The organism is Streptomyces sp. NPDC054840, assembly GCF_053611065.1.
The window spans coordinates 12,299-28,320 of record NZ_JBSGZP010000017.1; the positions used below are offsets into that span (position 1 = coordinate 12,299).

General features: G+C 68.1%; 7 protein-coding genes. 5 read left to right on the forward strand and 2 right to left on the reverse strand.

Translation table 11 applies throughout. The features are described 5' to 3' along the window. The first annotated feature begins 130 nt into the window (after window positions 1–130). The 5 genes from ACWGIU_RS02940 to ACWGIU_RS02960 all read left to right on the forward strand — a co-directional run bounded on the left by ACWGIU_RS02940 (window position 131) and on the right by ACWGIU_RS02960 (window position 12,707). Window positions 131–4,084 (forward strand): PglY protein, encoded by a 3,954-nt coding sequence (locus tag ACWGIU_RS02940; protein ID WP_453701902.1) that lies wholly within the window; start codon window positions 131–133, stop codon window positions 4,082–4,084. After that, window positions 4,084–6,870: a BREX-2 system phosphatase PglZ gene (pglZ, locus tag ACWGIU_RS02945; RefSeq protein WP_453701903.1), complete on the forward strand. Its 2,787-nt coding sequence runs from the start codon at window positions 4,084–4,086 to the stop codon at window positions 6,868–6,870. Before ACWGIU_RS02940 ends, pglZ begins: the two co-directional genes overlap by 1 nt. Continuing rightward, window positions 6,867–8,201 carry a BREX system ATP-binding protein BrxD gene (brxD, locus tag ACWGIU_RS02950; RefSeq protein ID WP_453701904.1) on the forward strand — a complete coding sequence of 445 codons (1,335 nt, stop codon included), beginning with the start codon at window positions 6,867–6,869 and terminating at the stop codon, window positions 8,199–8,201. Before pglZ ends, brxD begins: the two co-directional genes overlap by 4 nt. Next, window positions 8,198–10,336, forward strand: coding sequence for a DEAD/DEAH box helicase (locus ACWGIU_RS02955; RefSeq protein WP_453701905.1), 2,139 nt, complete (start codon window positions 8,198–8,200; stop codon window positions 10,334–10,336). Before brxD ends, ACWGIU_RS02955 begins: the two co-directional genes overlap by 4 nt. A gap of 385 nt (window positions 10,337–10,721) precedes the next feature. After that, the gene (locus tag ACWGIU_RS02960; protein WP_453701906.1) at window positions 10,722–12,707 is read left to right on the forward strand and encodes a DUF2075 domain-containing protein; all 1,986 of its coding nucleotides are present in this window, start codon (window positions 10,722–10,724) and stop codon (window positions 12,705–12,707) included. Between the two features lie 56 nt (window positions 12,708–12,763). Here the strand turns inward: ACWGIU_RS02960 and ACWGIU_RS02965 are convergent, their stop codons facing one another. Together ACWGIU_RS02965 and ACWGIU_RS02970 are read right to left on the reverse strand one after the other, a co-directional pair. After that, on the reverse strand, window positions 12,764–12,892 hold the full coding sequence (locus ACWGIU_RS02965; protein ID WP_266397138.1) for a DUF6408 family protein: 129 nt from the start codon (window positions 12,890–12,892) through the stop codon (window positions 12,764–12,766). A gap of 260 nt (window positions 12,893–13,152) precedes the next feature. Further along, complete coding sequence (locus tag ACWGIU_RS02970) at window positions 13,153–15,024, reverse strand: DNA/RNA helicase domain-containing protein (RefSeq protein ID WP_453701907.1); 1,872 nt, start codon at window positions 15,022–15,024, stop codon at window positions 13,153–13,155. Window positions 15,025–16,022 lie beyond the last annotated feature (998 nt).

Genomic DNA, 16,022 nt, shown 5'->3' on the forward strand with positions numbered 1-16,022 from the left:
TGCCGTGGAGTGGCGTGGATCTTGCGAGGGCCGGGTTCCGCCCGCCGTGGGCCTGGCAAGATTGAGGCGTGCCGACCAGCGCACACCGTGTGACGCACGCCAAGCCACCGACCGAGGGACTGATCGCCTGATGCCTACGAGCGAGCTCTTCCTGAAGGATGTCATCGACATCAAGGAAGACGTCCATGCGGGCGACTTCAAGATCGAGCTCTCTCAGGGATTCAGCGAGACCGATGCTCGCGTTGCCGAGTACGTCGTCACCGAGCAGCTCCAGGGTGCTTTCCGGCACGCGCTGAGCATCGTGTCGAACGGGGTCCGGACGGGGAACTCGCACGCGGCCTACCTGCACGGGTCCTTCGGTTCGGGTAAGAGCCACTTCCTGTCCGTGCTGCACGCGGTGCTCAACAACCACTCCGCGGTCTATGCCAAGCCCCGCCTCATGGAAGTGGTCGCGCCGCACCAGGACTGGCTGCGGCAGAGCCGGTTCCTGATGATCCCCTACCACCTCGTCGGCTCCACCGACCTCGACTCGGCGCTGCTGGGCGGCTACGTGCACACCGTGCGCGAGCTCCACCCCGACCAGCCGCTGCCCCCGGTCTTCCGGGCCGACGCCCTGCTCGCCGACGCCGAGGCCCAGCGTGCGTTCCTGGCCGACGATGCGAAGTTCCTGCAGTGGCTGGGTAAGGGGGCGGTTGCGCTCGTTCCCAGCAGCGCCGCGCCCGTGGAAGCGGATCCCGACGACATGCCGCCGCTGGACACAGGTGCTGGCGTACCGGCTGCGGGCGGCTGGACCGGCGCCGACTTCGACCGGGCATTCACCGCTTCCGCCGACGACGACCCGTACCGTGAGGCGTTGGTCTCGGCTCTGCTGGCCGGGCCCATGGCCTCGTACGCCCAGGGCGTCCGCGGCGAGGCAGGGGCCTATGTACCGCTGGAGAACGGCCTCAAGATCATCTCCCGGCATGCCCAGTCGCTCGGCTACACCGGTGTCGTGCTCTTCCTGGACGAGCTGGTGCTGTGGCTCCAGGCGAACATGGGCAAGCAGGACTTCGTCCGGGACCAGGTCCAGCGGCTGGTCAAGCTGATCGAGTCCGCGGACAGCGGACGTCCGGTGCCGATCGTGTCGTTCATCTCCCGCCAGCGGGACCTGTCCCAGCTCATCGGCAGCGATGTCGCGGGTGCCGACGTAGAGAACCTCGAGCAGCAGATCGAGTACCTCGCCGAGCGCTTCGACGTCGTCAATCTCGAAGACAGCAATCTCGTTGAGATCATCAAGCACCGCGTGCTCTCACCCAAGCCGGGCATGGAGTCCGTCCGCGACGACGCGTTCAAGATCGTGGAGTCGTCGAACGACGAGGTACGGCAGGTCCTCCTCGACGCGCAGGGCCGTACCGAGGCCAGCTGGGACGACTTCCGCGAGCTCTACCCGCTCTCCCCGGCGCTGCTGAACGTACTCGTCGACCTCTCCGGCGCCCTGCAGCGCGAGCGGACCGGCCTGAAGCTGGTGCAGGAGCTGCTGCGCCGCCGTCGAGACGACCTCAAGCTCGGAGAGCTGATCCCGCTCGGAGACCTGTACGACGTCATCGCGGACCGCACCGGTGCGGCCTTCACGCCGAAACTGCGCCGCGAGTCGGAGATCGCACACCGCTTCCACGGCCGGGTCAAGGACACCCTCCTGGAGAAGTACAAGTCGAAGGACGACAAGCGCTTCCAGACCGACGACCGGCTGGTCAAGACGCTGCTGCTGGCCGCCCTTGCCCCCAACGTGCCCGCCTTGACCCGCCTCACCGGCAGTCGGCTCGCCGCGCTGAACCACGGCGCGATCCGCACCCGGGTCGGGGACGCCGGCTCCGTTGCCGTCAAGCGGCTGCGGGACCTCCAGGTCGACTACGACGGAGAGCTGCGCAGCGAGGGGGACACCAGCGACCCCGTCTTCCACCTGCACCTGTCGGATCTGGACGTGGAGCCCCTCCTCGAAGAGGTCCAGGGGGCCGCCGACCAGCTCGGGTACCGCCGCCAGTGGATCAAGGACCAGCTGTGGCGGGCGCTGGGCGTCAAGGACACCGAGTCCTTCGTCTGCGAGCGGGAAGTCGTCTGGCGCGGTACCAAGCGCGGGGTCGAGTTCGTCTTCGGCAACGTGCGCGACAGCCACCTGCCGGACGAGGAGTTCACGCCGCAGCTCCCTGGCAACATCCGCATCGTCTTCGACTACCCCTTCGACGACGCCGACCACTCGCCAATGGACGACCTCCAGCGGATCGACAAGCTCAGGCGGGCAGGCTGGAACGAGCCCGTCCTCGTCTGGCTGCCCGACTTCTTCTCTGAGCAGACGGGGCGGCAGCTCGGCCGCCTCCTGAAGATCAACTACCTGCTGGAGCGGGACCGGCTGGAGGACCACACGGCCACCCGCCCCGCAGAGGAACGCACTCAGATCCGCAACCAGCTCAAGGCCTCGCGGGACAGCCTCACAGAGCGGCTCACCACCTCGCTCCTGGAGCTGTACGGGATCAACCGGGCAGAGCCCGGGACGGTCGGGGCGCAGGTGCCGGAGGGGCAGCACCTGATCTCCCTCCAGCGCGGCTTCGAGCGGACCCGGCCCGAGCCTTCCATCGACTTCGAGAAGAACCTGCTGGTGCTCGCCGACGAGATGTACGCGGCGCGCTATCCCAAGCACCCGGATTTCGACCCCCGGTTGAGCCGCAAGGCCATCACGCTGGGCGACCTCAAGACCACTCTCCAATGGATCACCCGGGCGATGGAGGACGGGTCGCGCCGCGTGGTGGTCGACGGCCACCATCTGGAGAAGGTCCGGAAGATCGTGCACGCCCTCGGTCTCGGCGAGGTGCACGACGGTCCCCTCGTCGTCACCAACGACTGGCGGCTGCGCATCAACAAGCGGGCGGCGGAGAGTGCCGATGCCGACGGCGACATCGCCGTGGAGACCATCCGTACCTGGATCTCCGAGATGGGTTACGAAGGGCTCGACCGGCACGTGAGCAACCTGCTCATCGCCTCCTACGCCCTGCTTGACGACCGCACGTGGATCTACCAGACCTCCACGCTGCCGCAGGCGCCGGAGCTCGACAAGATCGGCCCCGGCTACGGGTTGCGGGCTGTGCCGCTGCCGGACGACGACGCGTTCAGCAGCGCCCTGCGCCGGGCGGGCGTCATCTTCGGGGTGCACGTCTCGCCGGTGCTCTTCGCCCGTAACGTCGCGCAACTCGCCACCAAGGTGCGGAGCGTCGCGGACGAACACCGCAAGGCCGTTGCAGGGGTGCGCGACCTGCTGCAGAAGCACGCCGGCCGCCTGGGCCTGGAGGGGCCCGGTGGCGCGCAGGCGCCGCGACTGCAGTCCCTGAAGGCTGCCGCTGATCTCATGGCACGCGTACTGCGTACCAGTGATCCGACCCTTGTGGTGCAGGAGATCGCAAGCGTCGCCTACGAGGTCGGCGACGAGGAGATCGGGGCTGCTCTCAAGCAGGCACCCGATGTGCTCTCCGCGCTCCACTCCGAGGAGTGGCCGCCCCTGCTCGACACGGTCCACGAGTTGTCGACACGTGACGACTCCGTCGGCGACCGGGCCCGCGGTCTCCTGGCCACCGTCCGCCGTGTGGCGAACAGCCACGAGTCTCCGGACGAGTCACTCGCCCCGGTCCTCGCCGGCATCCAGGGATCGGCCATGGCGCTGATGCGGGAGGCCACTCGGCTCGCGCAGGCGGCTCAGCCGACGACGCCGCAGCCGGCCCCGGTGCAGCCGACCGCCGAGGACATCCGGCTCACGCAGCACGGCAAGCCGTCCGTGCCCACCGTCTCTCCGCAGGTGGTGGACCCCCGGCAGGGAACGCAGTGGCCGGCGCCTGCTCCCACCCCGCCGATCGCACCCACCCCCGGCCCGAAGGGCTCCCACGGCACGTACCTCGTCGAGCCGACGCGGCTCGAAGCCAGTCTGGCTGCCACCGTCGCGGATCTCAGCAGCGAGCTCCACACCTTCCTCACCTCCCATCCCGGCGCACGCGTCCAGGTCTTGTGGCAGGTCGTCGAGGCCGATGCGGGTGCGGCCGACACCGAAGAGGCTGACAACTGATGGCCCAACCTCTTCCGCAGGTCGGCCGCCGCACGATCGAGGCCCTGCTGGAAAAGAACGCCTCCGCGCTGCGCGACCGCTCTCTGATGCTGATTCACGGCCGCTACGCACTGGGGGCCACCGGTGCCTTCACGGCCACGGTGGGCGGTGAGCCGCGGCGCGTGAGTGTGCGCGACGAGTCGTCCGTCCTCGGGCTTCTCGCCGCGTGGCAGGAGCACCGAACGGACGCGGCCCCGGGCAGCCTGCTCGTGGTCACCACCGGAGTGGACGACGCAGACCTCGGCTGGGACCTGCGCGGACACGCGGTGCGCCGGCGCACGCTCACGGTGGACAGGGCCGAGATCGTCCTGCAGCGCTTCGGTGCCGCCGGCCTGGACATGCGGATGTACCGCGAGGACTGGCTGCTGGAAGCTCTGCTTGACGCCGAACCCGCCGAAGGTGGCTGGCCGAGAGCCGCAGGAGTACTCACCCGGGACTCGGCCCTGCGCGCCCTGGTCGTCGAACGCCTCGGGCTGGTCCGGCCCGCAGGCTCCGCGGACACGTCGAGGGAAACCGCCATCGACGCGGACTCCCTGCTCGCCTGGTCCCGCACGACCGCAGGACCCCGCCGGTTCGCCGAACTCAAGGAGGTCGAGCGGAGCGAGCTGAAGAAGTGGCTCGGCGAGGTCGCCGGCCCGGCCGTACCGGTGCTGCTCGCGCTCGCGGAAACGGGGCGGGGGACGGACGCCATGGCACTCGGGCTGCTCGGCGCAGCACTGCGCGATCCGGCTGCGAGCCCGGACACGGTCCTCGCCGTCGGCGGCCTCTTCGGTCAGGCACGCCCCCGGCGCGCCGAACTCACCGCTTTCACCGATGCGGTGGAAGGGACCCTGATCCGCTGGATCTCCGAGGCCCGCAGCAGTGACAGCGCCAGACAGCGCGTCTTCGCGGTACTCGACCGGGCTGATGAGCTGGCACGCGACGCGGGTCTCACGACAGGCCTGGCCGCCAGCCGCTTCCTCCCCTCCAGCTTCGCAGCCCAGCTGGGGGCGGCGATCGCGGCGGCCCGCCAGTCACCGGACGCGGGCGAGAACGAACTCGCAGACCTGACCGGGCATGCCCTGGCCGGGCTTTTCCCCGACCGGGTAAGGGTCGCGGAGATGGCCGTACGTCTCGCACGCTGGCTGCGCCTGCCAGTACCCGCCGTCCCCGGGGTGGCGGCGGGAGTCGCAGCGCATGTAGCCGATTGGGGATGGGCCGACCGGGCACTCACAGTGCTGTGGAGCGGAGATCCCGGCGGCGACCGGGAGGCTGCACGGCACCTGCGTGCGCTGTATGCCGAGGGGCGGGACCGTCGGGAAGTCCTCGATGAGGCTTTCGCCCGGCAGCTGGCCGGCTGGACGCTCCATGCCACTGCTCAGCAGCCGGGCGGCGCTCTGGTGGTCGAGAACGTTCTGGAGACCGTAGTGCGACCGCTGGCCGCCGGCGCGCCTCCACTCGTCATCGTGCTGGACGGCATGAACAGTGCCGTCGCGGCCCAGCTCGGTGAGGAAACGGAACGCGAGGGCTGGCGGGAGGTCATTCCGCGTCCGGCACAGGGCGAACCCGCACAGCGCCTCGCGGCAGTGACGATGCTCCCCTCGGTGACCCAGGTGAGCAGGGCCTCACTGCTGACCGGGTCCGCGGTGGCGGGCGGTCAGTCGGTGGAATCATCGGGCTTCGCTGCCTTCTGGAGGAAGCGCCGCAAGGACGCGCAGCTCTTCCACAAGGCCTCGATCGGCGGCGACGCCGGGCACTTCCTCGCCCCGGAACTGCTTCTCGCCCTCGCCTCGGACTACGTGGTCGGAGTTGTCCTCAACACGATCGACGACGCCCTCGACTCCGGGCAGCAGGGCCAGCGCACCGCGTGGTCGCTGCACGACGTCACGTACCTGCGCGAGCTGCTGGCCGCAGCCCGTAGTTACGGCCGGCCGGTCGTCCTGACGTCCGACCACGGGCACGTTCTGGAGCGCGAACCGGGCAATGGCCCGGTCGAGGTGACCGGCCCGGTCGGATCCGCCCGCTGGCGGCCCGGCACGGACGCCCAGGAAGGGGAAGTGAACCTCAGCGGTCCCCGCGTGCTGGACGGGGCCGGGACGATCGTCGTGCCTTGGCGCGAGAACATCCGCTACTCGGGTCGCCGGGCCGGATACCACGGCGGCGCCGCCCTGGCCGAGGTGACCGTGCCCGTGCTGGTCCTTGCGCCCTCGGCCGAGCTGGCGCCTCAGGGCTGGGATCCGCTTCCCCGGGAGCAGGCCGCACCGTTGTGGTGGCGGGCCTCTGCCGCCATCGCGCCGTCGGCGGAGCCCGTTCCGTCAAGCGAAGGCACGTCTCCGAAGCCCAAGCAGAGCAAGACTCCGAAGCAGTCCGAGGAACTGTTCACAGACGCGGACGTGGTGACGGCCGACGGCCGCGGGGGCGAGGAACTCCTTGCCGCACCGCTCAGCCTCGGCGACCAAGTGGTGGCGAGTGAGGTCTACGAGGCGCAGAAGGCGTACGTGCGCAAGGCGCCGGAAGCAAAGATCGTGGCAGCCGTGATCGATGAGCTGGTCGCGGCGGGCGGCACCATGTCCCCGGCGGCCCTGGCGGCAGCGATTTCGGCAACCGGACGCGTGCGACGAAACATCGAAGGCTTCGTCGTCACGGTCCAGCGGCTGCTGAACGTCGAGGGGTACCCCGTCCTCGGGTTCATCGACGGCGGTCACACGGTGAAACTCGACGAGACGCTGCTGCGCGGTCAGTTCCTGCCGACTCAGGGGTCACGATGACGGGCCCGCTGTCCCAGGCCAGCGCGGTCCGGCGGCGCGAGGTCATCGACGCGCTGCGGCGCGGAACCGTACCCCAAGCGGGTCTCGACCTCCTCGCGGTCGGCCTCGGCCGATTCGAGGCGGCACTCGACGACGATCTGGCGACGGCCTCGCGGGGCGGCGCTGCCTTCCACGCCATTCGTGGTGACTACGGTTCCGGCAAGACGTTCTTCGCCCGCTGGCTCGCCGAACGCGCGAAGAGGGCAGGCCTCGCCACGGCCGAAGTGCAGATCTCCGAGACGGAGACGCCGCTGCACCGGCTGGAGACGGTCTACCGCAGGTTGACCGAGCGACTGACCACCGCAACGCATCAGCCCAGTGCCCTGCGGGCCGTGGTCGATTCGTGGTTCTACACCTTGGAGGAGGAGGTCCTCGACGCCGGAGAGGCCGACGAGGACGACGAGGCAGGGCTCGCCGAGGCAGTCGACGCACTGATGGAACGACGGCTGGCGGAAGTCGCCCGCACGACGCCTGCCTTTGCCGCAGCGCTGCGCGGCTATCGGCGGGCCGTTGCGGCTGGGGACGGAGCCACCGCCGAAGCTCTCATCGCTTGGCTGGGCGGACAGAAGTCCGTCGCGGCCTCTGCGCGCCGTGCGGCCGGCGTCCGTGGCGACCTCGACCACTTCGCGGCGCTGGGCTTTCTCCAGGGGCTCCTGACCGTGCTGCGTGACTGTGGACACCCCGGACTGCTCCTCGTCCTCGACGAGATCGAAACGCTGCAACGCGTTCGAGGAGATGTCCGGGAGAAAGGGCTCAACGCCCTGCGGCAGCTCCTCGACGAGATCGACGCCGGACGCTTCCCCGGACTCTTCCTCGTCATCACCGGCACCCCGGCGTTCTACGACGGCCAGCAAGGCGCTCAGCGTCTGGCCCCCCTCGCGCAACGACTCGCCACCGACTTCACCACGGACCCGCGCTTCGACTCCCCCCGCGCGGTCCAGCTTCGTCTGGCGGGCTTCGATCTTCCGCATCTCGGCGAGCTCGGCCGGGCGGTGAGGAACCTGTACCGGGAGGAGGCGCGCCATCCCGACCGGATCGGCGAGCGGGTCGACGACGCGTACATCAGTGATCTTGCAGTGGCCGTCACCGGCGGACTCGGCGGCAAGGTCGGAGTCGCACCGCGGGTATTCCTGCGGAAGCTGGTCGCCGACGTCCTGGACCGGGTAGACGAGTTCGAGGACTTCGACCCCCGGCTGCACTACGCCTTCACCGTCACCTCGTCCGAACTCACGGAAACAGAGCGCAACGCGGCCGCAGGAAGCGCGGACGACATCGAGCTGGAGTTGCCGTGAGCGCCTCCGGCGAGCTGGACCCTGCGCTCGTCCACCACATCGTCAACACACTGGGCTGGCGCAGCCTGCGTCCACTCCAGGAGGAGTCGGTAGCCCCGGTTCTTGCAGGTGACGACGCCGTGCTGCTGGCTCCGACGGCCGGGGGGAAGACGGAGGCAGCGTGTTTCCCCCTCCTCTCGCGCATGGCGAAGAACCGCTGGACCGGCACCTCGGTGCTGTACGTCTGCCCGCTCAAGGCATTGCTCAACAACCTGCTTCCGCGCCTGGAGAACTACACCTCCTGGTTGGGGCGTACGGCTGCGCTCTGGCACGGTGACACCACCGCTGGCGCCAGGAAACGGATCCTGGCCGAGCGCCCGGACATCCTGCTGACCACTCCGGAGTCGCTGGAAGCGATGCTGGTCAGCGCCAACGTCGACCACACGTCCTTCTTCTCGGGGCTCAGGGCAGTGGTGGTCGACGAGGTGCATGCCTTCGCCGGTGACGACCGCGGGTGGCACCTCCTCGCGGTGCTGGAACGGATGCAGCGGGTGGTGGGACGGCCCCTCCAGCGGATCGGGCTCTCGGCGACGGTCGGCAACCCGGAGGACCTGCTCACCTGGCTCCAGGGCTCGGGCGCAGGGAAGCGGCCGGCCCGGGTCGTGGCGCCTCACCTCGCAGGACCGGCGCATTCGCAGTCAGGAACTGCTGCCGTCGTACCACCGGGTGAGATCGAGCTCGACTACGTCGGTTCGCTCGACAATGCGGCCACTGTCATCGCTTCGCTCCACAGAGGAGAGAAGCGCCTTGTCTTCTGCGAGTCACGAAGGCTTGTGGAGGAACTGGGCGAGAAACTGCGTGCGAAGGGGATCACGACCTTCCTCTCCCACGCCTCGCTGTCCCTCGACGAACGCAGACGAGCGGAGACAGCCTTCGCGGAAGAGCGCGACTGCGTCATCATCTCGACCAGCACGCTAGAACTCGGCATCGACGTGGGTGACCTGGACCGTGTGATCCAGATCGATGCCCCGTCCTCCGTCGCCTCCTTCCTCCAGCGACTCGGCCGCACCGGGCGCAGGGCTGGCACGTTGCGAAACTGCCTCTTCCTGGCGCTGGACGAACCCGGGCTTCTGGATGCGGCCGGGTTGCTGCTCCAGTGGGCGCGTGGATGGGTAGAGCCCGTGATCGCGCCCCCCGAGCCGCGGCACATCGTCGCGCAGCAGTTGCTTGCTCTTTGTCTGCAGGAGCATCGTGTCGGCGAGAATCTGTGGCAGGAGTGGTGGAACGGTCTCGGCCCCTTCGGTAGCGCTGCCGAACCGATCGCGCGACATCTGATTGACGAGGGCTATCTGGACCGGGACGGGGGGCTCCTGTTCATCGGACCTGAAGCCGAACGCCGTTTTGGCCACCGCCATTTCATGCAGCTGACGGCAGTTTTCACCGCGCCCCCGCAGTTCACCGTGCTGCACGGCCGGTCGGAGATCGGTCGGACCGACCCCAGCCTTCTTACCGAGCGGGTGAACGGGCCGCGCCGCCTGCTGCTCGCCGGGCGGAGCTGGCTGGTCACCTACGTCGACTGGCGGCGGAAGCGCTGCTTCGTGGAGCCCGTGGACGGGGGCGGAAAGGCGAAGTGGAGCAGCGCCGGCTTCGGCCCCGGGGTATCGTTCGAAGTGTCGCGGGCGGTACGCGAAGTGCTACTGGGGGCAGATCCGCCGGTCAGACTCACACAGCGGGCGGTCCGGTCCCTGAATGAAGCGCGTGGGCATTTCCTGGAACGCGTTCATCCGGGAGGCACACTCATCATCCGGGACACCGACGGCCTCACACGCTGGTGGACATGGGCAGGGCACCGGGCCAACGCCACACTGGCGGCCACCCTTGATGAGGTGGCGGTGCCGGGCCAGCGCGTCAACGATCACTGGATCCGACTGCGTGAGGATGTGACGGCCGCTTCCTGGAAGAGTCGCACCGCAGGTGCGGCGGACCGGCTCTGCCTTCCAGCGGTCGATGAGCGGGCCGTACGAGGACTGAAGTTCGCAGAGGCATTGCCACCGAGGCTGGCGGAAGCAACACTTTCCGCGCGCCTGGCCGGCTCGGGGCCTGCGGTAGCGGTGCTGGCCGAACCCGTGCGATTCGTTTCGATCGCTGGGCCATGAGGATGCATGGGACGGGCCGTCAATTTCCATGTTGACGGGCCTCAAGGGAGACCGGTGACGCGTATCGCGTGATCCGGCCACGAGCGTCACGGTTCCGGCCGACAGTCGGGGTGGCGTATTTCGGCAGGCCGGGGCCTGTCTAAGATCACCCCAACCGAATTGCGGCCCGACGGGCTTCCTGGACAGGACATGCCCCCACCCGCACGAGTCACTCGTGCCCTGGGGGAACCACCTCGTGTCCATGCTCCTCCTGCGACTGTCTGCGCAGGATCTACTCACACTTGATTCGCGAGACCGAATGGTGCCGCACCTTGCTGCCCGTTGGCGGTACTTCCGGGGAGCGGATGCCTCTGAGTCGGAGCGTTCCGCATGGGCGGAGAGCCTCGTGAGCCTCGCGAACGACCTGGTCGCGGCGGGACGGGGCAACGTAGAGATGATCGTCGAGTGTGCGGCCACGATCGATGAGGAGGTCTGCTCCGGTGATCCCCGCCTCATCGATGTCGTTCTGGTGGGCCGCCACCCGGAGCGTCACGTGCCCTCCGTCCAGTTGGTCGAGCTGAAACGCTGGTCAACCGTGAGTCGGGTGGAACGGGCGGCTGCGGGACTTCTCCGCGTGCCGGGCATCGAAAAGGGGAAGAAGCATCCGACGCTCCAATTGGAGGCGTACCACGAGGCGTTCACCAGTTTCCGGGGTCCCTTTCAGGGCGCCGACTTCGAATGCGGCGGTTTCGCGTACTTGCACAACGCCACGGAGGAATCGGTACGCAGTCTGATCGATGTGGATGCGCCGACTGGACCCTACGCTCGCGTGTACACGCGTGACCGACGGGAGCGGTTGCTGTCCGATTTCAGGGCGAACTTCGCCGATGAAGGCGCGGCCTCCATGGCCGAGAGAATGCTGCAGAGCATGGGCCTGCGCAATACCCCGCTGCTCGATGCCATGATCTGGTCGCGCGGAGCCGATACCGTCTTCACCCTGCGAGGGCGGCAGAAGAAGGTCGCGGACCAAGTCCTGGAGACCGCGTCGAAGGTCCTACCGGATCCGGCTCATCCGGCGCTGGTGCCCGAGGAACGACGTGTGGTCTTCCTCGTGACGGGTGGGGCGGGAACAGGAAAGAGCGCCATCGGCCTGCAGATCAAGGCAGAGCTGGAGGCCCAGGGGCGTACCGTGAAATACGCCAGTGGCAGCCGGGCCTTCAACGGCGCACTTCAGGAACACGTCGGCTACGGGGATCGGCAGTTCAGGGAGACGTTCACCTACTTCAGCGGGTTCGTCACCCCGCCCGACCCGCCTTTGGACGTGCTGATCTGCGACGAAGCGCACCGGCTCCGGGATCGGTCGACCAGCCGATTCTGGAAGCCCGAGGACCAAGGCACGGGCCCGCAGGTGGACGAACTCCTGGCCGCGTCCCGCCTGACGGTGTTCTTCCTGGACGAGGGGCAGTCCGTGAGGCCGAACGAAGTCGGAACCGTCGCTCTGATCAAGGAAGCGGCTGAACGGCACAACGCTCTCGTCGTCGAGTACAAGTTGAGGGAACAGTTTCGATGCGGGGGCAGTGATGCCTACGTCCGTTGGGTGAAGGCCTTGCTCGGCGTGACGGGCGAGGACCCTGGTAAATGGCGCCCGGACGGACTGATGCACATCGAAGTGGCGGATACCCCTGAGGAACTCGAACAGATCATTCGCACGGAAGCGTTCGCCGGTGCGTCCGCGCGCATGGTCGCGGGCTACTGCTGGCCGTGGACGAAGCCGCTGGGCAAGGAGCGAAGGCTGGAGACCGACGTCCGTATCGGCGAGTGGTTCCGGCCGTGGAACGCGGACAGCGATAGCTTCTGCGAGGACGACGCACCACCGTCGAAGATCTGGTCCGTACACGAGAACGGCCTTGGCCAGATCGGGTGCGTGTACACCGCTCAGGGACTCGAATGGGACTGGTGCGGTGTACTCATGGGGGATGACATGGTGCGCCGCGGTGACCAGTGGGTCTTTCGGCGGGGCAAGGAACTCAAGACCGCGGAGCCGGGCGTGAAGCGGGTCGCGGAGCCTGGTTCGTTCGATCCGAAGGTGAAGGCCGCCAGCGTCGATGACGACGGGTTCGCGCGCCTCGTCCGGCACGCGTACCACGTGCTGATGACCCGGGCCAGTCGTGCCACCGTGCTCTACTCCACGGACCAGGAGACCCGGAACTATCTCAAGAAACTTGTGGGCAGAGTCGAGATCCATGGTCTGCGGCCGACTTGGGAGAACTTGCCGGTGGAGGCACGCACACCTCACCTGCCCAGGCCGGGCCGAAATCGAGGGCGGGGCAAGAGCAAGGGGAAACGCCAGAAGGGTCAGGGGCCGCAGGCCCCGGAAATGAGGCTGTTCTGACGAGAGCCGGCGCATGAGTGAGGTGGCGGGCTCACCGGGCCCGCCACCGGCCCGCACTAGAAGAGCAGACCTGCGATCGCCATCAGGGCCGCCACCAACAGGTTGGAGACGACTGCGGAGGCGATGTCGATCAGGACCTCGCGGATCCGTTCACGACGCGCACGCTTGCACTCGACCGAGGTCATGGCCACTCCAAAGCAGTGAGATCGGAATGGCAGGGGGACGCCCTACCGGGCGTCCACGCTCACGTCGTGTGTCACCACACGACGGGCACAACCGTTCCTCACCCGCAGCTCATTGGGGCGGACTCAGGATCCACAGCCTCGTACCTTCCGGGAAAGGTGCGCAGCGCGATCATGCTATCTCCTGAGTCGCCGCGGAGGGTGCGGATTCCACAGCGGCATGCACCGGCCCCGCATCGGGTGCGCTCCGGCGCTCGCGAGGGTCAGAGCGCCGAAGGGATCAGTGAGCGGAGCTTCTCGCGAGTTTCGGGGTCCGTCGAGTAGACGACCGTGCCGATCATGCCGCGGGTCAGGAGCACCTTGTAGGTGTTGCGGATCAGGCGGTCCACGTCCTCGTCCGGGGTGGCCTTGGTGAAGGACGGGTCCTTGGAGGCGCTTCGGTCCACCACCCACCGGTCGGTACGCCAGACGAGGTCGGGACCCATGATCACGCCGGACCAGTCGTACTCGAAACCCTGCGCGGTGTAGACGCACCCGATCTGTCCGAACCCGGCAGGGTCGGTGGCCCAGAGGGGCGCCGGCGGGGCGCCGAGCAAGGCGCGGTCGCCGAAGAGGTTCCACGGCCTGGCCCAGTCGCCGATGACAACGTCGGTGGGCAGGGTGTGCATGCTGGAAGTGACCTTTGTTGTCCACTTCCAGCAGTAGCCCGCGGAGATGCGCGCACCGTAGTTCTGGGAACGCCGCGCAGCCAGGAAGCCCTCCAGCTCCTGGGGGCTGTCGGCGGTCAAGAGCTGCACCTTGTCGTCGGGCTCCCACGGGGTGGGCGCCGTACCTTCGAGTCCCAGAAGGTCGACCACCCACCGCAGGTAGGCGTCGCTGCCACCGCATCGGAACTGGCTGTCTAGCTTGACCACCGTGCAGTCCAGCCCCTGTTCGGTCGCAGCCGCCTGGATCTGTTCCACGGTTCCCATCTCACCCGGACGCACCACCTGGTGCTGGTCCAGCAGGAACACCGGAACCCGGGCGGCGTCCATCAGCTCTGCCACCTGCGGTCGGCCGGTCCGCAGCGTTGCCTTTGTGTACCGGTTGGCAGAGGTCCTGCGGAGCCGGTGTGCCTCGTCGCAGACCAGCACGTCGAGGTCGTTCGGTTCCGCCTCCATGAAGCTGTTGAAGTACCGGAAGAGCCGTTGCACCTCGGGCTTGCGGGCACCCGCGACCTTGCGCATCGTCTTGGTGAAGGACTGCGAACCGGTGGCGTGCAGGGCCGGCACACCGCGCCGGTAGAGGTCGCCCAGCAGGGAGAGGGCGATCACGCTCTTGCCGGAGCCAGGCCCGCCGGCCACGACGATGACTTGCTTGCGGTTTGACCGCCGGGCCTGTCGAACTGCCGACATGACCGTTTCGTAGGCGAGCCGCTGTTCGTCTAGCAGCACGAACTGCTCGCGATTGCGCACCTCTTCGGCGGCAACGGCCATCAGTTGCCGTGAAGGTCGGACCTTACCCTGCAGCAACGCGTCGGCTGCTTCGGCACCCGGCTTCGCCGCCAGCTTGGAGCGCAGGTAGCCGATGAAGGCTCCGCGCTGGTCGCCGGTGAACATCCGGCCCCGATCGTCTTCCACGACGGCGCGAAGCCCCGCCACGCCGAAGTCGGTCGCGCTGTGCAGGTAGGCGACTCCCGTGACCGAGTCGGGGATCCGTTCCAAGGCACCGTTGAACGAGATGAGGTAGTCGCAGTAGCCGCGAACCTGCTCGATCGGGTTGAGGACCGGATCCGGGTAGGCGTCGATGCGGCACAGCAGCGGATCGTCCTCCTCGGGATGGGCCTCGCTCCACTGCTTCAACTCGACCACCACGTACGAGGGCTCTCCGGTACTCGGATGAACACCTGCAAGTATCACGTCCGCGCGCTTGCTGGTCAGGGGCAGCGCGTACTCCAGCAACATCTCGACTTCACCGAGCCCGGCTTCGACGAGCGCGTTGGTGAGCGCCGGGATGCTGCGCTCCCAGGAGCGCACCTCCGACGGGTGGGGCCTGTGGCGGTGCCTGTGCAGGAAGTTCTCGCTCAGGAGCTCGGCCAGCCGTCCTTCAAGATGGGTGCGGTTGGCCAACGACGCCGCGGACTCACGGAACAGCAAGGAAGTGCCCCCAGGCAGCACGAAGTAGCTCGTGCGGGTGGGGGCATGTCCTTCGGTTCCACGGAAGTGGAGCGGAAGCCCGTCGGGCCGCTGAGATGGTCTCGCCATCCTAGAACAGGACGTGGATCATGCGCCTGAGCTGGTCAGCAGCCTCGTAGATGGGGAGAGGTGACGCCTCTCTGACGCACACAGCCTTTGCGTCGACGAAACGAGGGGATCTGACCTGGGATTTTTCCCAGTCTCCTACTCTTTAATGAGTTCTCAGGGACGCACCACGTGGAGTGCGTGGCGATCCTGGAGCCGATCGCGAAGGGCGCCTGACCTGCAGGTTTCCCGATGTGCGTTATGCGCATTGTGGGCGTTACGGGCGATATCCTGACGCTGAAATGACGCTCGTGTGACGCTCACCGGGATGCGTTTCCTGGTGAGGCATCCGCTCCATCTGACGTTGCGTCACTGAGGAGCCTGCTCTTCTGGGCGGGCTGCGTGTCCGGTCGGGAAGGCGGCCTTCTGCCTGCCGTGGTGCCGACCGCCGGCCGTACCTGCGTGATGCAGGAAGGCCCACGTCGCTCACGCTCTGTGGCGACTCTCGTTTGGGTCAAGGATTGCGTCGGCGGTACGGGTCGGCCCCTCAACGGCTCTCCGTGTAGGCGCTGTGCGACCGAGCGGCTGCCGGCCGTTACGCGCCGCCACGGGGCGATGCGGCTGAGGTCGCCGAGGCGGAAGATTCCAAGCCGCGCGCCGCGCAGTTCCCGGTCCTGGTCCCAGCAGACGTGGCTGGTCTGGTCGCCTCGCCCGCGCGTCGAAAGAGGGCCACCGGTCTCCGGGAACGTGTTCGTTGAGGACCTCGCCGGTGCCCACGCCCGAGGAGAACGGCCTCCAGCTGGAGGCGGCTGCCGCCTGCGCGGTCACCGCCGGGTGCGGGCGCACGGTGGGGCAGGTGACAAGTGGCTGCCCGGCTGGCTCTGATGCGTGGCCCGGCGCGGAGTGATCCGCGC